Genomic DNA, 19,583 nt, shown 5'->3' on the forward strand with positions numbered 1-19,583 from the left:
TCATGCCTAAAACAACCGTACTGATTGTCGAAGATGATGCAGGCCTGCGCGAGGCGCTGGTAGATACGCTGTTATTGGCTGATTATCAGGTGGTCGCCGCCGATTCAGCTGAGCAGGCGATTATGCTGCTCAGTAAGCAGTCTGTGGATATCGTGGTAAGTGATATTCAGATGGGTGAAATGAATGGCCTGGCGCTATTAAAAGCGATTAAAAGCAAAGATGCCAATTTACCGGTGCTGCTGATGACAGCTTATGCCACGGTGGATGACGCAGTGAGTGCCATGCGCGACGGCGCGACGGACTATTTGTCCAAGCCCTTTGCTCCAGAAGTGCTGTTGAATCTGGTTGGACGTTACGCACCGGCGCAAAAAGTAGAGTCTCGACAACCCATTGTAGGCGACAGTAGCAGCCTGGAATTACTGCAACTGGCGCGTAAGGTAGCTCGCTCAGAGGCAACCGTGATGGTGTTGGGACCAAGTGGTTCGGGTAAAGAAGTGCTGTCCCGTTATATCCATGACAATTCGCAGCGCAGTCAGTCACCTTTTGTGGCGATTAACTGTGCGGCCATTCCTGAAAATATGCTGGAGGCTACCTTATTTGGATATGAGAAAGGTGCATTTACCGGCGCAGTGCAGGCGTGTCCTGGTAAGTTCGAACAAGCACAGGGGGGCACTTTGCTGCTCGACGAAATCACCGAGATGGACCTGGCGTTGCAAGCTAAGTTATTACGTGTCCTGCAGGAAAAAGAAGTGGAGCGTCTGGGTGCTCGCAAAACCATTGAACTGGATGTGCGGGTGATTGCCACCAGCAACCGCGACCTTAAAGAAGCCGTGGCCCGGGGCGAATTTCGGGAGGATTTATATTACCGACTGAATGTGTTTCCAATCACCTGGTTGCCACTGGCACAGCGGGTAGGGGATATTATTCCTCTCGCCGAACACCTGATCAATCGTCATGCTGCTCAGCAAGGATTAGGGCAGTTAAAATTGAGTGCGTCAGCACGCAGTAAACTGTTACAGCATGGCTGGCCGGGTAATGTCCGTGAACTGGAAAATGTTTGTCAGCGAGCATTGATACTATGTGAATCCGAGGTAATTGATGCCAGCGATCTGATGATCGAACCTATGAGCGGGCAGTCCTTTGCTTCTGCCAGTGAAGCAGATTATGAAGAAGATGATAGCCGGCTGGGCTCGGAGCTGCGCTACCAGGAGCACCAGATCATTCTGGATACCCTGGCTTCCTGCAAGGGTAAACGCAAGGACGTGGCCGAAAAGCTCGGCATCAGCCCGCGTACATTGCGCTATAAACTGGCTCGCATGCGTGAGCAAGGCATCGAAGTACCGGCCTGATAGTACGGTTTTTTCTACTATTGCAGGGCGCTTATTTCAGCGCCCTGTTTGCAATCCCTCCTCTTGTAGCCAGTGGCCCTGTGCCTGATTGCCGTCATAAATTTGGCATTGATACGTAACATTCTGATATTAAACAATAATAAAAGTTGGTCTGGTCCTTGCTGTAGATCGCTGTAAGTACAATTAAAGCCATAAATCCGGCACCATCGGACAGGCATACAACACACATCAGGAGCCGTTATGGACGTTAAAGCCAACAGTTTGTATCAGGAAATGCAGGCTATGATCGCGCAGACTCGTCTGGACGTTAATCCACAGCAAAATCTTGAAATCACTACCGAGTTAAATACGTCAAAAAGTGATTTTGCCGCGATGCTGGGTAATGCTGTTGAAAAGGTAAACAGTATGCAGCTTGAATCCAAAGAAATGACCCAGCGTTTCGAAATGGGTGATAAATCCCTCAGTCTGGCCGAAGTGATGCTGGCCAAAGAGAAGTCGGGGATTGCATTTGAAGCTACCGTGCAGGTGCGCAATAAAGTGCTTGAAGCATACAAACAAATCATGAATATGCCGGTGTAGTGGAGTAACTGACTGTGGCTGAAGCAACGGGAACAAATCTGGCCGTCTCTGACGCGGCGGATTCCGATAACGAGCAGAAATCCGGGTTTATGGACACTATTGGCAGTACCGACATGGTGCGCCAGATGACGCTGGTTGTTGTGTTGGTAATCAGCGTGGCCATTGCCATCTTTGTGGTGTTGTTTATTCAGGAGCCTGATTTCCGTCCGCTGGCTAAGATGGACACCGAAGAACTGATTGAAACTCTCGATTATCTTGATGCTAACCAGATTGAATATCAGCTGGAAGGCAATGTCGTTAACGTTCGGGTCGACGAATATCAGAAAATTAAACTGGGTATGAGCCGTGAGGGTCTGGCCCAAGCCGACCAGGCTGGCAGTGATATCATCATGCAGGACATGGGATTTGGGGTCTCACAGCGGGTCGAAATGGAACGCTTGAAGCATGCCCGTGAAATGCAGGTAGCTGCAACGATTGAAGATATGGCGAGCATTAAAAAAGCCCGCGTCCTGCTGGCGTTGCCCAAAGAGAATGTGTTTGCCCGACGGGAGAAAAAAGCCAGTGCTACCGTTGTGTTAACTGCCACTCGCGGTTCGGCGATTACCGGTGAAGAAGTGGATGCAGTGGTTGATATCGTGGCATCAGCGGTGCAGGGCATGGATCCGGAAAGGGTAACCGTAACCGACAGCAACGGCCGCTTACTTAACTCGGGATCGCAGAATTCTGTAAGTGCCAGAGCGCGTAAAGAATATGAAATCGAGCGTCAGCGAGAAAGTGAATACCAGGAAAAGATCGATGCCATTCTGATTCCGGTACTGGGCATTGGCAACTACACTGCCCAGGTTGATGTCAGCATGGACTTTACCGCGGTGGAACAAACCCAGCGTCGTTATAATCCGGACTTACCTGCAGTGCGCAGTGAAATGGTGGTTGAGGAAAACTCAGTAGGCTCGGTAGCAGCGGGTATTCCCGGCGCTATCAGTAATCAGCCGCCGCTTGACGCCAATATCCCGGAAAACGCGGTGGGTAATGGCCAGGTTGCCCCGGTGCCCGGTCGCACCACTAAGGAATCGACCCGTAACTACGAACTGGACACCACCATTAGTCATACCAAGCAGCAAACCGGCGTGATCCGTCGTTTGAGTGTGTCGGTTGCCGTGGACTACCAGCAAAACACCGCCGAAGATGGCACCGTGACCAGCGAGGCGCGCAGTCAGGAAGAGTTACTCAGCATACGTCGCTTATTGCAAGGCGGTATTGGTTTTGACGTTACCCGTGGCGATAGCCTGGAAGTTGTCAGTATGCCATTTAGCCGAATTGACGCTGGCGATGTGGAAGAATTACCACTTTGGGAACAACCTTTCTTTATGCCTATACTTAAATGGGTAATGGGCGGTTTGGTCGTTATGACGCTGATCTTTGCGGTCATCAGACCAATGTTGTCGAAGCTGATCAATCCGGTGGATAGCCAGGGCTCTGATGAATTCGATGCCGATGAAGGATTGGATCTGGGTGATGATACCATTAACATGTTATCCAGTGAGTTTGATGCGGGGCAGGTTGGCTTTGCACCTGATGGCTCGTTGATGTTACCGGATCTGCATAAAGATGAAGACGTGTTGAAAGCGGTACGTGCACTGGTGGCCAATGAACCTGAACTATCTGCACAGGTAGTCAAGGGCTGGCTGTTGCAGGATGAGTAATTAAGGGGTCGTGAGATGGCAGAAGAACTGGCCACACAAGAAGAACAAACCTACGACGTAAGTAAGCTTGAAGGCGTTGAGAAAGCCGCGATCCTGCTACTGAGCCTGTCGGAAGAAGACGCTGCCCAGATCCTTAAACATCTGGAGCCTAAACAGGTACAAAAACTCGGTGCGGCCATGGCCCGTATCGATGATATGACACAGCCTAAAATTACGTCTGTGCATAAACATTTTATAGAAGAAATTCAGAACTACTCAACTATTGGTTTCCAGAGCCAGGACTTTGTGAAACGGGCCTTAACTGCCGCATTGGGTGAAGACAAAGCGGCAAACCTGATCGACCAGATCCTGATGGGTTCCGGTGCCAAAGGTCTGGACTCTCTGAAATGGATGGACTCCAAACAGGTGGCCAGTATTATTCGCAACGAGCACCCGCAGATCCAGACCATCGTATTGTCGTACCTGGAGCCGGAACAATCTGCCGAGATATTGTCGCAGTTCCCGGAAAAAGTCCGTCTCGACTTACTGATGCGGGTCGCCAACCTCGAAGAAGTTCAACCCGCTGCGTTACAGGAACTCAACGAGATCATGGAGAAACAGTTTGCCGGTCAGGCCGGCACGCAGGCGGCCAAAATGGGCGGCCTGAAGTCTGCTGCCGACATTATGAACTACCTGGATACCAATATCGAAGGCCAGTTAATGGATGCTATCCGTGAACAGGACGAAGAACTCAGCCAGCAAATTCAGGATCTGATGTTTGTGTTCGACAACCTGGTGGATGTAGACGATCGCGGTATTCAGGCTATCCTGCGCGAAGTACAGCAGGATTCGCTGCTTAAGGCGATTAAAGGCGCTGACGAAGAGCTCAAGAATAAGATCACCAATAATATGTCGAAGCGTGCAGCAGAAATGCTTACGGATGATCTTGAAGCCATGGGGCCGGTGCGGATTAGCGAAGTGGAAACAGCGCAGAAAGAAATTCTGTCTGTGGCTCGCCGATTAGCCGACGCCGGCGAAATCATGCTTGGCGGCGGTGGCGGTGAAGAGTTCCTTTAACAGGGTAAGCTATGAAATCCTATAAATCATTCTCGGTCGCAGAGCTTGAAGAAGCGAAAGGCTGGGATCTGCCCCATGTTGAACAACCAGAGCCGACCGAAGAAGGCAAAACGAATGCCCTGAATCGTCGCAGCGACTGGAAATATGAGCCGCCTGAAGAGCCGGAAGAAATTAAGCCGCCGACCGCACAGGAAATAGAAGCCATTCGCCAGGCCGCCTACGAAGAAGGCTATAGTGAAGGCAAACAAACCGGTTACGACGAAGGAAAAGCCGAAGGACAGGCACAAGGGCACGAGGAAGGATTGGCCAGCGGTCATGAGGCCGGACTTGAGCAGGGCCTGGAACAAGGACAGGCACAAATCAGCCAGCAAACCGAATTGTGGGAGTCACTGGTCTCACAGCTCCATGAACCGTTAAGCAAGGTTGATGAACAGGTTCGCAAAGAAATCGTTAAACTGGCTGTAGCATTGGCACGTTCGGTAATCAGAACGGAAGTCAGAACCAACGAAGACATTATTTTGCAGGCGCTCAGTGAAGGCCTTAAGGCACTGCCAGTTGAAGAAAACCAGTACAGCATTCATCTGCACCCTGAAGATATCCAGCTGGTCCAGGCGCATTTTGGCACCGACACTATTAAGGAACGAGGCTGGACGCTTATTGATGCCCCAGGCATGGAGCGCGGCGGGTGCGACATTGTTACTCAACACAATGCCGTGGATCTCTCCATTGAACGGCGCAGCCGCAATGTGCTGGATAAATTTCTGTTAGAGCAAGGCTTATCAGATGACAGTTAGTCTGTTATCCCATGTGCAACAACTACAAAAACAAGTGCCGTCGCCACCGATTGTGGCGGCCGGTAAACTGGTCAGGGGGATCGGACTGACCCTAGAGGCGGTAGGTTGTCAATTACCTGTCGGCAGTCAGTGTATGGTGCAAACCATTGATGGTGAAATAGAGGCTGAGGTGGTTGGCTTTGGCGATCATATTACCTACTTAATGCCGACGGAAGCGGTGCGCGGTATTGTTCCCGGTTCACGGGTGTTGCCGCTGAATCGAGACAGTGGTCTGGCAGTCGGACTGGGAATGCTTGGCCGGGTGGTGGATGGCAATGGTCAGCCGCTGGATGGGCTGGGCCCGATTGACGCAACAGAACGGGTGCCTACCACTAAACCGCCCATAAACCCTCTGGCCCGGCGCACGATAGCCGAGCCAATGGACGTGGGTGTGCGGGCCATTAATGCGATCACGACCGTAGGCGTGGGGCAGCGAATGGGTCTGTTTGCCGGCAGTGGCGTGGGTAAAAGTGTATTGCTGGGTATGATGACCCGTGGTGCCAAGGCGGATGTGGTTGTGGTTGGTCTGGTGGGTGAACGGGGCCGTGAGGTAAAAGAGTTTATTCACGATATCCTTACCGAGGAAGAACGTCAGCGCGCTGTCGTTGTGGCAGCCCCTGCTGATACTTCGCCACTAATGCGTTTAAAGGGCTGTGAAACGGCCGTCACTATCGCCGAATACTTCCGCGACCAGGGCATGAATGTGCTGTTGCTGGTTGATTCTTTAACCCGTTATGCCATGGCGCAGCGCGAAATTGCGCTGGCCGTGGGTGAGCCCCCGGCGACAAAAGGCTATCCTCCTTCGGTGTTCGCCCGGTTACCGGCGTTGGTTGAGCGCGCGGGCAATGGCAGCGAAAATCAGGGGTCTATTACGGCTTTCTACACTGTACTGACAGAAGGCGATGATTTGCAGGATCCGATTGCCGACTCCGCACGGGCCATTCTGGACGGCCACATTGTGTTGTCTCGTTCACTGGCTGAAAGCGGCCACTACCCGGCCATTGACATTGAGTCATCCATTAGTCGTGTGATGCCTCAGGTTGTGAGCGAGGAGCACTTGTTCCAGGCTCGTCGTATCCGCCAGGTTTATTCAACCTATCAACAGAACCGCGATCTTATAACCCTTGGCGCTTACACCCGGGGCACCGATGCACGGGTAGATTTAGCCATAAATGCTGAGCCCGCCATCAAAGCGTTGCTGCAACAGGGCATGAAACAGGTGACGGCCTACGATGAAAGTCTGGAAGCCATGAGCAAGCTGGCTGGCGGTTTAGGTAAAGGCTAAGGTTTATGGCCCGGACAGACATTACCCGTTCTATAGAGCAACTCGCTACGGTTCTGAGGATGGAACTGGAAAAAGAAAATAAGGCCCTAAATGCCTTTCGACTAGCCCAGGATTATCATCAGCAACAACGTGTGAAACTGACCAGCCTACAGCAGTATCGCATGGATTATGTGCGGCAACTGCAACAGGATGGCAGCGGTGGCGTAAAAGCGCACCATTACCAGCAGCGCCTGTCATTCGTGGCCAAACTGGATAAAGCCTGTGAACAACAGGGGCATGTCATTGCCCAGTGCAAAATGGCGGCCGATCAACGTCGTACTCAGTGGTTGGCCCAGCAGCGCCGCCGCCAGGCCGTTGAAAAACTCATCGAAAAGAAAGACCAGAGCTTACAGGTTATTGATAATCGCATCGAACAACAGATGATGGATGAACTGGCTACCCAGCGCCTGCTACGCCGCTCTATCTCCTGATCCCGCCTCTGATAAAAGTGGCGCACTCTTTGCAAAATCATTATTGAAGCGACTAATACTGATGTAACAGCACATCAAATTCAAGCAGTTAGGTATTGAGGACTCGGTTATGATGCAACAGCTTGCCACGCAACGATCACAAATTGCCGCCTTCCCGGAGACATTGCCGGAAAGTGCTGCCAGCCGTGATCCGGCTCAAACCAGTGAGTCTGTATTACCTGTCAGCCCTGACCCGTCGGGAGCGGCAAGGTCAGGCAAAAGTGCGCCGGCAAAGGATAGTTTTGCTGAGGTACTTAATCGCCAGCGTGGGGACGAACAAGCTGCCGAGGCAAAAAGTAACGCTGATAAAGAGACTACGCCAACTCAAGAGAGCGCAAAGGATCCCGCTGCAAGCAACAGTACGGCTAAACCCGAAGGCGATGCAGTGGATGGTTCGGTTGGCAATCCAACTGGCAATCCAACTGGCGAATCTGCTGGCCAGTCAGACAGCGAAGCAAAAGCCACGTCAGATAAAATGGCTAGTGGTGCTAAAGAGCCGGTAGCGGCCGACGAGCGTCAGATTTCTGCTACCCAGACTGTACAAGAGCGAATCGACAATATTGCCGCAGCAGAGGATGATATCGCGGATATTGCCATGCTGCTGGGCGGTAATACTACCTCACGGACTGATGGCGAAACGGATTACCTTGCCCTGGTTGATGCCGTGCGTGCCCTGCAGGATAAGCTTGCCGCAGCCAGTGATAAATCGGCAACCGCCACAGACCCACTCAGTAGCGAAGATCTTATCAGTATGCTGCCAACCGACATTGGTAATCCCATAGACGGTGACGTGCTGAGCAAATTGCAGGATTGGTTGAATAGCCTCACGCCAGGGGACCTGGCCGGGGATATGCAGGCCTCGCCATTGCAACAAATGCGTGGTGCCGAACAGGTACTCTCCGATTTACTTGCATTAGTGAAGCAGGTGAAAGCCAGCGCAGCTAATGAGCAAGAGGTTACTGAAAATACCCCACCTAATCAGGATCCAACGTTATTGGCGGCAACTGAAATTATGGCGGCAGTGTCGGCGGACAAAGACGCCGAGGATGCGCAAATGTCAGAAGAAAACCTGCTGGCACTGGCCATGGCCTTGTTGCAGGGACTTCCCAACGAGCGTCAGAACGTAAACGGTGACACCAGGCCGGCAGCAGAGGAAGGTGAACAGGAACTGTTGCCTGAAATCGCCGCGGCAAATGTGCAACTGGCTGAAGATCCTGTTGCCGTGGCAGAGGCAACAGATGAGGCGCTAATCCATCAGGCTACACTGCTGGTAAGCCTTATGCGTCAGGCTCAGCACAATGCCGAAACACCGAATACAGAGGCGAATGTTAATGCTGACAACGTGGCAGCCAAAGTGTCCGACCTGGATGCCCTGACATCGATGCTCAGCGAAACTGATGATGAGACCTTACGGGCGCTGGCGCAGGTCATGACCGATAGTGCCAGCAAAGCCAATCCGGCACTCACCGATACCCAGTTAAGTCAAATGCGCAGCCAGTTAACTACCGGCCTGGAAGAAATGCGTGCTCAGTTAAAACAAGGCCATCAACCAGGTATTGATTTGGCTGCTCTGGTGCAGCAAACCGTGCAGGATGTGGCAGCGGAGAATGGCCAGAATATAGTGTTACCTGTGATGCAGGATGTTCAGCAACTGACTCATCTGGCGTCTATGGCAAGCATGAGTCAGGGTCAGGAGCAACAGCTAAGCGAACTGATCACAGTAGCCCGGGACGTGCTGGTTCATGAAAGCCGCCAGCAGCACGGTGATACCCTTAAATCCATGCAGCAGCAATCAGTTTTCGATAAACCGGTCAATGTACAGCAGACACAGGGCCAGCAACAAATCGCCGAGAAGATCCGCTGGATGGTAAATGGTCGTCAGTCGATGGCTGAAATTCGTCTTGATCCGCCCGAGATGGGGAGCATGCAAATTCGCCTTAATGTCTCTGGCGACAGCGCCTCAGTAAGTTTTGTGGTGCAATCCCAGCAGGCCAAAGAAGCGCTGAACGAAGCGATGCCGCGATTACGGGATATGTTCTCGGAGCAGGGGCTGGATTTAGGCGAGTCCTTTGTCAGTCAGCAAAACAGTGGTGAAGCCGGTGACGGAGAGTTTGCCGGTCAGCAGGGCGGTGGCTTTGGTGAATCGGCTGACGACGAGACAAAAAGTCAGGAAACTCACGTTGTCCGACCTGCAAACGGCCTGATTGACGACTATGTTTAATGAAAACATAGCGTTTGCCGTTGCCATTTATTGGTGAGCAGACATAATACACCTAATTTGTGTATGTGAGAGTGGTTGGAAAATGGCTGAAGAATTACAGATTGAAGAAACCGGCGGTAAAAAAAGCAAGCTGATGCTGATCATCATCATCGCTGTAGTGCTGGTTGGCGGAGGTGGTGCAGCGTACTTCTTCTTATTTGCCGGTGGTGATGAACCAACCGCCGCGGAGGAACTGGCGGCTGAAGGCGGTGGGCAGGCGGCAGCAGTGCCTGAGTCCAACGCCAGCGTGGGTACCGCATTGTATGTCGCTATGCCGCGGCCCATCGTATTTAACGTGCCGGGCTCCGGCCGTGACAGACTGGTACAGATTAAGGTTCAGTTAATGGTGCGTGGTACCGATAACGAAGAAAAGGCTAAAACCCATATCCCTTTAATCGAAGGTACCTTGCTGCAAACCTTCAGCGCCAGCAACGCTGATGACCTGGTAACAGAGCCGGGTAAAATTGAGTTAAGAGACAATGCCCTGGAAGCGGTGCAGAACGCGCTGAAGGACATTTCTGGTGGTGAAGTGGTTGAACGGGTACTGTTTACCGACTTCGTTATGCAATAGCAGGAGTTCGCTGTGAGCGATTTATTATCACAAGATGAAATTGATGCGCTGCTCCACGGGGTAGATGACGTCGAGGAAGAAGAAGTCGCCCATGAGCCGGGTGACTCGTCGGCGCTTGAGTATGACTTTTCATCACAGGATCGAATCGTTCGTGGCCGAATGCCAACGCTGGAAATTGTGAATGAGCGATTCGCCCGGCATCTACGGGTGAGTTTATTTAATATGATGCGCCGTAGTGCGGAAGTGTCGATTAATGGCATTCAGATGATTAAGTTTGGTGAGTACATTCATACTCTGTTTGTACCAACCAGCCTGAACATGGTGCGTTTCAGACCATTAAAAGGTACCGGCCTGATAACCATGGAAGCGCGCCTGGTATTTATTCTGGTGGATAACTTTTTTGGTGGTGACGGCCGTTACCATGCGAAAATTGAGGGGCGGGAGTTTACGCCCACTGAGCGGCGTATTATTCAGATGCTGCTGAAAATTATTTTCGAGGATTACAAGGAAGCGTGGGCGCCGGTAATGGATGTGTCGTTTGAATACCTTGACTCCGAAGTTAACCCGGCTATGGCTAACATTGTCAGCCCAACGGAAGTGGTGGTGATCAGTTCATTCCATATTGAACTGGACGGCGGTGGTGGCGATTTTCATGTGTCACTGCCTTATTCAATGCTGGAACCCATCCGCGAACTGCTCGATGCCGGTGTGCAGAGTGATAAGGAAGATACGGATCTACGTTGGAGTAAAGCGCTGCGGGATGAAATTATGGATGTGCATGTGGAGCTCAGCACGCACATGCTGGATTTTGATGTTTCATTACGGGATGTCATGAACTTCAAGCCCGGCGATATTATCCCCATTGAGATGCCTGAGCATATTACCGTGCTGATTGAAGATTTACCCACATTCAGAGCCAAACTTGGTCGGTCGAGGGAAAATCTGGCGTTGAAGATTGCTGAGAAGATACCCAGACCTACCTCCGTGAAGTCTGAGTTACAGTTACTTACCCGCGGTGGCCGGATCATCGATAACGATGCCGAGCTGCAGGTACTGGAAGAAGATTTGTAATCGCAAGTCAAGTTAAGAGATAAGAGGCGAGATCATGAGTGAAGAAGACGGTATGGACGATTGGGCTGCAGCCATGGCTGAACAGGCCGACGCTGAGTCCGAAAGCGAAGGGGGTGACGACGACGGCGTCCGCGTAGCTGAACTTGACGAACTGTCTGATGACGCGCCCATTACCCAGGAAGAGAAAAAGAAACTCGATACCATTCTGGATATCCCGGTTACCATTTCCATGGAAGTCGGCCGTAGCCAGATTAGTATCCGAAACCTGCTGCAATTAAACCAAGGCTCGGTGGTTGAGCTCGATAGGGTGGCAGGTGAACCGTTAGACGTTCTTGTAAATGGCACGCTGATTGCTCATGGAGAAGTAGTAGTGGTCAACGACAAGTTCGGGATTCGGTTAACGGATGTTATTAGTCAAATCGAGAGAATCAAAAAGCTCAGGTAAATTTCCTTTCAAAACAGGGGGATGCTTTGTCTCCCTGATTTCATCGCTGTATGGTGGTGAGGCGCACGCCGCCAACTCCATCACCAATCCCAGCTCGGTACTGTCAATTTTTCTATCATTGTTGCTGATTGTCGCGATTATATTTTCCCTCGCTTATGTCATGCGTCGGTTTAATGTCACTCCCGGCAGTTCCGGTCAGTTAAAAGTCATTGCCAGCCTGTCGGCAGGCACCCGCGAACGTGTAATGGTCTTACAGGTGGGGGATGAGCAACATCTGATAGGTGTTACGGCGCAAAACATTAATCATCTCAGCAAACTCGAAAACCCCCTGGAAAGCATTACTGGTAATGTCGCTGGCAGCGGTGGTGGCGCGGCTTTCAAACAAAAGCTGGTACAGGCTATGGCGCAAAAAATGAATCCGGGTATGAAGGACCGCAGCGATGACAAATAAAATGAAAGCCATCGTCATAGTCCTATTGGGTGGTTTGTTGTTATCACTGCCAGCGGTTGCTCAGCAAGGTATACCGGCGGTGACCGTCACTAACAATGGTGATGGCACCCAGGATTACACCATGACCCTTCAGGCGCTGTTCATCATGACTGCGCTGAGCCTGATCCCGGCGTTTATCATGATGATGACCTCGTTTACCCGGATCATCGTGGTACTGTCAATTTTGCGTCAGGCCATTGGTCTGCAGCAGTCACCTTCTAACCAAATCCTGGTTGGAGTGAGCCTGTTTTTGTCACTGTTCATTATGACACCGGTCTTCGATGAAATTAATGTTCGCGCCTTACAGCCTTATCTGGACGAAGAGATGACCTCCATGGAGGCCTTTGAGAAGGCAAAGGGGCCTATGCGAGCCTTTATGCTGTCGCAAACCCGGGTCAAGGATTTAGAAACCTTTGTGTCGATTGCCGGTGAGGAAGGTAAGTATGCCGATCCAACCGAAGTACCGCTGAACATCCTTATCCCGGCATTTGTGACCAGTGAATTAAAAACGGCGTTCCAAATTGGCTTTATGTTGTTTATTCCGTTTTTGATTATCGACCTGGTGGTCGCCTCGATTCTGATGGCGATGGGGATGATGATGCTGTCACCGATGATCGTGTCGTTACCCTTTAAGCTCATGTTATTTGTGCTGGTGGATGGCTGGAACCTGATTTTTGGCACCCTGGCTACCAGCTTCGGAATGGGAGTCTAGCGCGATGAGCCCAGAGGTCTTTGTTGAAATATTGCGTGAATCGATGTTTATGGTGATCCTGCTCGTTTCGGCGGTTATCGTGCCGAGCATGATTGTCGGGCTGGTAGTGGCGGTCTTCCAGGCGGCCACCTCTATCAATGAACAAACCATGAGTTTCCTGCCGCGTTTAATTGTTACGTTGCTGGCGCTAAGCTGGGGGGGGAACTGGCTGGTGCAGAAGCTGATGGATTTTACCTTCCATATGGTTGAGCAAATTCCGCAGGTGGTGGGCTAAATGGAAGTCGAACTGGCCGCCATCAATCAGTTTCTGGCTGATTTATTGCTGCCGTTTATGCGCATCAGCGGCATGTTTGCCGCTATGGTTGGCCTGAGCGCCAAATCTATACCACCGCAGGTCAAAGCCCTGCTGGCCATGCTTATGACACTGGTGATCATGCCGGTGGTTCCGCCTACACCTATCACCCAGATGGTTGATTTAGGCACCTTCGTGATAGGTATCCAACAGCTGTTAATCGGCATTGCCGTAGGCTTCTTGTCGATGATGGTGCTTAACACCTTTGTACTGGCCGGGCAGGTCATTGCAATGCAAACCGGCCTCGGTTTTGCCAGCATTGTTGACCCGGTGAACGGGATTAACGTACCGGCCGTTGGTCAGTTTTATCTGATCCTGGCTACGCTGTTGTTCTGGGGCATGGACGGTCATCTGGCCATGATCAGAATGATTGTGATGAGCTTTGAAGCCTTTCCCATTGGCGAGGCCTGGTTTGCCGCTGAGCAATTACGCGATATTGCCCACTGGGCCGGCTGGATGTTTGTGGCGGCTCTGACCCTGGCGCTGGCACCGATTATTTCGCTGCTTATAGTTAATCTGGCATTTGGGGTAATGACCAAAGCCGCGCCACAGCTTAATATCTTCAGCATTGGTTTTTCCATCGCCCAAATTATGGGCTTAATCATTATCTGGTTAACGCTGGATAACTTTTCCACTCACTTCGCTAATCAATGGCAACGTGCTCAACAGTTTATGTGTGAGCTGCTATTGATTTGTCCAAGCTGATAAGGCTGAGCAACGATGGCTGATTCTTCAGAAAAAACAGAAGACCCCACGGGGAAACGACTAGAGGATGCCCGCAGCAAAGGGCAAATTGCCCGTTCTAGGGAACTATCCACCACACTGGTGCTGGTGGCAAGCAGTCTGATGCTACTGTTGTTCGGTAGTTTTATCGCTGAAGCTATGTTTGCCATTTCGGGACGGGTGTTTACCCTGTCACGTGACGAAACCTACGATCCTACTCATATGTTTTCAGCCTGGGGGGTGGCAATAAATGAGGTCAGTACGCCGGTGCTGTCGTTTATGTTTGTGTCAATGATTGCCGGTATCTACGGCTCTATCGCGCTGGGCGGGTATAATTTTACCTGGTATTCCGCTGCGCCTCGATTTTCCAAACTTAATCCTCTGAGTGGGTTAAAACGTATGTTTGGCGTGAATGGGTTGGTTGAGCTGTTGAAGGCCATTGCCAAGTTTTTCGTTATCGGCGCTATGGCGCTGATCTCCCTGTCTTTGTTTCAGGATGAAGCGTTGCACCTGGATCAGGAGATTTACCCGCTGAATATCTTCCATGCCCTGGATATGATCGAGTGGGCCTTCTTTCTGCTCACCCTTGGCATGGTCCCCATTGCCTTATTTGATGTGCCTTATCAGTCGTATAAACACAATGAACAAATGAAAATGACCAAGCAACAGGTAAAGGATGAGCGCAAAAACTCCGAAGGGGATCCGCAGATAAAAGGGCGCATTCGTAAACTGCAATATCAGGCAGCGGCGCGACGAATGATGCAGGAAGTGCCTAAAGCTGATGTGGTGGTTACTAACCCGACACATTACTCTGTGGCGCTCAAGTATGACGAACACGGCGTACGGGCACCGGTGGTTATTGCCAAGGGATCCGATGAACTGGCGATGCATATTCGTAAAATTGCCACCGCTCATGATGTGCCATTAATCCCGTCTCCCATGCTGACCCGGGCGATTTATCACACCACTGAAGTGGATGAAGAAATCCCCCATAAACTGTTTATGGCGGTGGCCCAGGTACTGGCTTACGTCTTCCAGCTTAAGAAATATAAAGCAGGTAAAGCCAAACGACCCAAACCACTGTCGCGTAACCTGCCTATTCCACCTGATATGCGTTATTAATCCGCCAAATTCTCATTGTTGAAAGGCCGGTTAAGCCGGCCACTAAGACCCAATACTAAATATTGGTGATAATTCGAGCACTTAAGCCGCAGACGCAAAAAGCTGGCACGGGGATTGAAATAGTCCCTGTAAGCGAATTTTAGTGTCAAAAATCGGTTATTGAGAACGTCTCGTTATGGTGTTAACAGAATATCTGCAGCGTGTTGATAAAACCCGGCTTCAACAGTTGAGCCAGGGTTTAGGCGTACCTCTGGTTTTGCTGGCCATTATGGGTATGGTCATTCTACCCATGCCGCCGATTTTGCTCGATGTGCTGTTCAGCTTCAATATCGCTCTGTCACTGGTGATTATTCTGGTTGCGGTACTGACCAACCGGCCGGTGGATTTCGGTATCTTCCCGCTGGTACTGCTGATTGCCACGGTGTTACGTCTCGCCCTGAATGTCGCGTCGACCCGGGTCGTTCTGCTTTACGGTCACGAAGGCGGTGATGCGGCCGGTAAAGTGATCGAAGCCTTTGGTGAGGTGGTGATTGGCGGTAACTATGCCGTGGGCGTCGTGGTATTTGCTATTTTACTGATTATTAACTTTAAAGTAGTGACTGCCGGGGCCGGTCGTATTTCCGAAGTGGGCGCCCGTTTTACCCTCGATGCGATGCCGGGTAAACAAATGGCCATCGATGCGGACCTAAATGCCGGTTATATCGACCAGGACGAAGCCCGCCGTCGTCGCGAAGACATCACCGCTGAAGCCGACTTTTACGGCTCTATGGACGGTGCGTCAAAATTTGTAAAGGGCGATGCGATTGCCGGCCTGTTTATTATGCTTATCAATATCGTCGGCGGCCTGTTTATAGGGATGATCCAACATGACCTGTCGTTTGGTAATGCGCTTGAGGTATACACCATACTGACCATCGGTGACGGTCTGGTGGCGCAGATCCCTTCATTACTGCTGTCAGTGGCCACCGCCATTATTGTGACGCGTGAAAATGAAAGCCAGGAGATGGGCAGCGAAATCACCACGCAGCTGGGTAATAAAAAGGCGCTGTATATTTCTTCCGGGATCCTGTTTGTCATGGGCATTGTGCCCGGCATGCCTCATCTGGCTTTCCTGAGCTTCTCGGCCCTGGCCGGCGGCTATGCGTATTATCAAAGCTATGCTGAAAAACGCAAGGCCGAGCAACCACCGGCACCGATAGTCAGTAACAATACTGAAGACAATGTACCGGCAGAGATAAAAGAACTGGGCTGGGATGATGTTCAGCATGTCGATACCATCGGCCTGGAAGTTGGTTATCGCTTAATTCCGCTGGTGGACAAAACCCAGGGCGGCGAATTACTGACACGCATTAAAGGCGTGCGTAAAAAGCTGTCTCAGGAACTGGGCTTTTTGATCCCACCGGTGCACATCCGCGATAATTTGGATCTCGACCCCAACGCTTACAACATTTCCATGCTTGGTGTAACCATTGGCGATGCCGAAGTCAGCCACGATGAAGAACTGGCGATTAATCCTGGCCAGGTGTTTGGCAAGCTCGAGGGGCGGGCCACCCGTGATCCTGCGTTTGGTCTGGATGCCGTATGGATTAAACCGGCGCAGCGTGAGCATGCGCAAACACTGGGCTATACCGTGGTCGATGCAGCCACTGTGATTGCTACCCACCTTAGCCAGTTATTAACCAACAATGCTTACCAGCTACTGGGCTTTGAAGAAGTACAGCAACTCATGGATATGCTGGCCAAGCATAATCCGAAGCTGGTGGAAGGGCTGATACCAGATCTGTTGTCACTGGCTACCGTGGTAAAAGTGTTGCAAACCCTGCTGTACGAAGGCGTACCTATTCGTGATATGCGTACTATCGTCCAAACACTGACCGAATATGCGCCGAAGAGTCAGGATCCTGACGTATTGGTCTCTGCGGTACGAATTGCTCTGAAACGCTTGATTGTGCAGGAAATTAACAGCGGCGGTGCGGAACTGCCGGTCATTACCCTGGCACCTGAATTAGAGCAGATGTTACATCAGTCGCTACAAGCTGGTGGTGATGATGGTGCCGGTATTGAGCCGGGTCTGGCTGAGCGCCTGCAACAATCCTTGCAACAGGCCGGTCAGCAACAAGAGCTGGCCGGAGAGCCAGCGGTATTACTCACTTCGGGCATGTTACGTCCGGTATTATCGAGATTCTTAAAGAATGCAGTGAATGGCCTGCATGTTTTGTCGTACCAGGAAATCCCGGATGACAAGCAGGTGCGCATTGTTTCTTCCGTCGGTCAGTAACCTGACAGACACCCTATACCTAAGAGGTCATTATGAAAATTAGACGATTTTTTGGCAAAGATATGCGCGAAGCATTAAGCCAGGTAAAAAATGAACTGGGTAGTGATGCGGTGATCATGTCAAACCGCAAAGTGGCTGACGGCATTGAACTGGTTGCAGCCTACGATAAAGAGCCGGTGGCTAAATTGTCGGTACCGCCAAAGGTCAAAGCCTCCGCTACGAAACCGAGCGAAGGTAGTTTGCCAACATTAAGTGAAATTATTGGCGATGATGGCCCGGATACCCTGCGTGCCTTGCTGGAAAAGCAGGCAGAGCAAAAAGCGGCCGTCGCCCAGCGAGTGGAAGCGGCGAATGCCGAAGCCGAGAAACGCGCTCCGGCTAATCCTTCGCCAGTTGAGGCGCCGGCAGCGAAAAAGACTTCACCATTGACGGTAACCGATGATGAGGCAGAACCTACCGATGGTGGCAGCCTGGCTGATATTCGTGCTGAAATTGCTTCATTACGCAATGTGCTGCAGTTTCAGTTGGCCGATATGCAGCAACAGCAACATTCCCGCTTTAAACCGCAACAGCGTTACCTGCATCAGCAACTCTGCGATATGGGAATTAGCCGGGAACTGGCTGCCCAACTGGTGACTTATACACCGGCAGACTGTAACGAAAGGGAGGCCTGGTTATATCTGTTAAAACTTTTGTCCAATCGTCTGACCACCAACAATGATGATATTCTCACGCAACAAGGCGTGGTTGCACTGGTTGGGCCAACCGGGACCGGCAAAACCACTACTATTGCCAAGCTGGCCGCCCGTTATGCGCAAAAATACGGTGCCGACCAGGTTGCACTTATAACCATCGATACTTATCGGATTGCCGCCTATGAGCAACTGGCTACCTACGGCAAAATTATTGGCTGTCCGGTTCGTAAAGCACAGTCTGGCGAACAATTAGCCGATTTACTGTTCCAGTTGCGTAATAAACGTCTGGTTTTAATCGATACTGCAGGCTTCAGTCAGCGCGACAGCCGCCTGATTAGCCAGCTCGCGACCTTCGGTCAGGTGAGCGGTCAGCAGGTAAACAACTATTTAGTTGTGCAGGGTAACACGCAACAGGCTACACTTAAGCATATTATAAACGCCTATAAGAGTATTGATTTGCAAGGATGTATCATCACAAAGCTGGATGAGTGCTATAGTTTAGGTGAAGTGGTCAGTAATGTAATTGAAGCGCAATTGCCGGTCAGTTATGTTGCCGATGGCCAACAGGTGCCTGAGGATATTCACGTTGCTAATGCGAAATCTATAATCTCTTTAGCAGCAAAGCTTTATAAAAAGTATGGTTTGAATCATACTAATAGCAGTTCCGATGTAAACACAGCACAGGCAGTATGATTGAAGACCAGGCGAGTAGCTTACGAAAGATGAATCAATCACGATTAATTAAGGTGATAGCCGTTACTGGCGGTAAGGGCGGGGTAGGTAAAACTAACGTTACTCTTAACACCGCCATTGCAATGGCAAAACAAGGCAAAAAGGTCATGGTTCTGGATGCAGACCTTGGCCTGGCCAACGTAGACGTGATGCTGGGGTTACGCGTAGAGAAGAATTTGTCTCATGTGTTGTCCGGCGAATGCACGTTAGACGAAGTGCTGGTAACCGGCCCTCACGGGATTAAAATTGCCCCAGCGACCTCTGGTACCCAGTCAATGACCGAACTGTCGCCCACTCAGCACGCGGGGCTCATTCGCGCATTCAGTGAACTGCGCTCGCAAATTGATGTACTTATCGTTGATACCGCCGCGGGTATCTCAGACATGGTGTTGAGTTTTTCAAGAGCATCCCAGGATATTCTGGTAGTGGTATGTGACGAACCAACCTCACTCACCGATGCCTATGCACTGATTAAAATCCTTAACCGCGATCATGGTGTTTTCCGTTTTAAGATTGTCGCCAATATGGTCAGGGACGTACGCGAGGGGCAGGAATTATTCAGTAAGTTGTCCAAAGTTACCGGTCGCTTCCTCGATGTGGCGCTGGAATTAGTGGCAACCATCCCCTTTGATGAAAATATTCGCCGGGCGGTCCGTAAGCAAACCGCCATTGTTGATGCATTCCCATCATCCCCGGCATCGGTAGCCATTGGTCAACTGGCAACAAAAGCCCTGACCTGGCCTATCCCGGCGCAGCCTGGCGGACACCTTGAGTTCTTCGTTGAGCAACTGATCGCGTCGAAGGTGGCAGGGAGATAG

Annotated in this window: 19 protein-coding genes; all 19 read left to right on the top strand. The window is 51.1% G+C overall.

The window, feature by feature from the left end:
• The first annotated feature begins 2 nt into the window (after positions 1-2).
• Positions 3-1,349 carry a sigma-54-dependent transcriptional regulator gene (locus tag AC2T0J_RS15095; RefSeq protein ID WP_296046585.1) on the top strand — a complete coding sequence of 449 codons (1,347 nt, stop codon included), beginning with the start codon at positions 3-5 and terminating at the stop codon, positions 1,347-1,349.
• A gap of 240 nt (positions 1,350-1,589) precedes the next feature.
• Complete coding sequence (gene fliE / locus AC2T0J_RS15100) at positions 1,590-1,928, top strand: flagellar hook-basal body complex protein FliE (protein ID WP_489806613.1); 339 nt, start codon at positions 1,590-1,592, stop codon at positions 1,926-1,928.
• A 14-nt stretch (positions 1,929-1,942) separates the two neighbouring features.
• On the top strand, positions 1,943-3,631 hold the full coding sequence (fliF, locus tag AC2T0J_RS15105; RefSeq protein WP_489806614.1) for a flagellar basal-body MS-ring/collar protein FliF: 1,689 nt from the start codon (positions 1,943-1,945) through the stop codon (positions 3,629-3,631).
• A gap of 15 nt (positions 3,632-3,646) precedes the next feature.
• A complete protein-coding gene (fliG, locus tag AC2T0J_RS15110) occupies positions 3,647-4,687 on the top strand; it encodes a flagellar motor switch protein FliG (RefSeq protein ID WP_489806615.1) in 1,041 nt (346 codons plus the stop codon).
• 11 nt (positions 4,688-4,698) lie between these two features.
• Positions 4,699-5,481: a flagellar assembly protein FliH gene (fliH, locus tag AC2T0J_RS15115; protein ID WP_489806616.1), complete on the top strand. Its 783-nt coding sequence runs from the start codon at positions 4,699-4,701 to the stop codon at positions 5,479-5,481.
• A complete protein-coding gene (fliI, locus tag AC2T0J_RS15120) occupies positions 5,471-6,805 on the top strand; it encodes a flagellar protein export ATPase FliI (RefSeq protein WP_489806617.1) in 1,335 nt (444 codons plus the stop codon). The genes fliH and fliI overlap by 11 nt, the downstream gene beginning before the upstream one ends.
• A 5-nt stretch (positions 6,806-6,810) precedes the next feature.
• The gene (fliJ, locus tag AC2T0J_RS15125; RefSeq protein WP_489806618.1) at positions 6,811-7,275 is read left to right on the top strand and encodes a flagellar export protein FliJ; all 465 of its coding nucleotides are present in this window, start codon (positions 6,811-6,813) and stop codon (positions 7,273-7,275) included.
• A 109-nt stretch (positions 7,276-7,384) separates the two neighbouring features.
• Positions 7,385-9,535: a flagellar hook-length control protein FliK gene (locus AC2T0J_RS15130; protein WP_489806619.1), complete on the top strand. Its 2,151-nt coding sequence runs from the start codon at positions 7,385-7,387 to the stop codon at positions 9,533-9,535.
• Between the two features lie 82 nt (positions 9,536-9,617).
• The gene (gene fliL / locus AC2T0J_RS15135) at positions 9,618-10,145 is read left to right on the top strand and encodes a flagellar basal body-associated protein FliL (RefSeq protein ID WP_489806620.1); all 528 of its coding nucleotides are present in this window, start codon (positions 9,618-9,620) and stop codon (positions 10,143-10,145) included.
• 12 nt (positions 10,146-10,157) lie between these two features.
• The gene (fliM, locus tag AC2T0J_RS15140; RefSeq protein ID WP_489806621.1) at positions 10,158-11,216 is read left to right on the top strand and encodes a flagellar motor switch protein FliM; all 1,059 of its coding nucleotides are present in this window, start codon (positions 10,158-10,160) and stop codon (positions 11,214-11,216) included.
• Positions 11,217-11,250: 34 nt separating this feature from the next.
• Entirely contained in the window at positions 11,251-11,661 is a 411-nt protein-coding gene (fliN, locus tag AC2T0J_RS15145) for a flagellar motor switch protein FliN (RefSeq protein WP_105933526.1), read from the top strand.
• Complete coding sequence (fliO, locus tag AC2T0J_RS15150; protein WP_489806622.1) at positions 11,621-12,112, top strand: flagellar biosynthetic protein FliO; 492 nt, start codon at positions 11,621-11,623, stop codon at positions 12,110-12,112. Before fliN ends, fliO begins: the two co-directional genes overlap by 41 nt.
• A 1-nt stretch (position 12,113) precedes the next feature.
• A complete protein-coding gene (fliP, locus tag AC2T0J_RS15155; protein ID WP_489810350.1) occupies positions 12,114-12,863 on the top strand; it encodes a flagellar type III secretion system pore protein FliP in 750 nt (249 codons plus the stop codon).
• A 4-nt stretch (positions 12,864-12,867) separates the two neighbouring features.
• Positions 12,868-13,137 (top strand): flagellar biosynthesis protein FliQ, encoded by a 270-nt coding sequence (fliQ, locus tag AC2T0J_RS15160; protein ID WP_123326540.1) that lies wholly within the window; start codon positions 12,868-12,870, stop codon positions 13,135-13,137.
• Positions 13,138-13,920 (top strand): flagellar biosynthetic protein FliR, encoded by a 783-nt coding sequence (gene fliR / locus AC2T0J_RS15165; protein ID WP_279318161.1) that lies wholly within the window; start codon positions 13,138-13,140, stop codon positions 13,918-13,920. It abuts the gene before it with no gap.
• A 15-nt stretch (positions 13,921-13,935) separates the two neighbouring features.
• A complete protein-coding gene (gene flhB / locus AC2T0J_RS15170; protein ID WP_489806623.1) occupies positions 13,936-15,060 on the top strand; it encodes a flagellar biosynthesis protein FlhB in 1,125 nt (374 codons plus the stop codon).
• 175 nt (positions 15,061-15,235) lie between these two features.
• Positions 15,236-17,338, top strand: coding sequence for a flagellar biosynthesis protein FlhA (gene flhA / locus AC2T0J_RS15175; RefSeq protein ID WP_489806624.1), 2,103 nt, complete (start codon positions 15,236-15,238; stop codon positions 17,336-17,338).
• A 32-nt stretch (positions 17,339-17,370) separates the two neighbouring features.
• Entirely contained in the window at positions 17,371-18,726 is a 1,356-nt protein-coding gene (gene flhF / locus AC2T0J_RS15180; protein ID WP_489806625.1) for a flagellar biosynthesis GTPase FlhF, read from the top strand.
• A complete protein-coding gene (locus AC2T0J_RS15185) occupies positions 18,723-19,583 on the top strand; it encodes a MinD/ParA family protein (protein ID WP_489806626.1) in 861 nt (286 codons plus the stop codon). The genes flhF and AC2T0J_RS15185 overlap by 4 nt, the downstream gene beginning before the upstream one ends.

Source organism: Alteromonas sp. ISO5 (genome assembly GCF_058105165.1).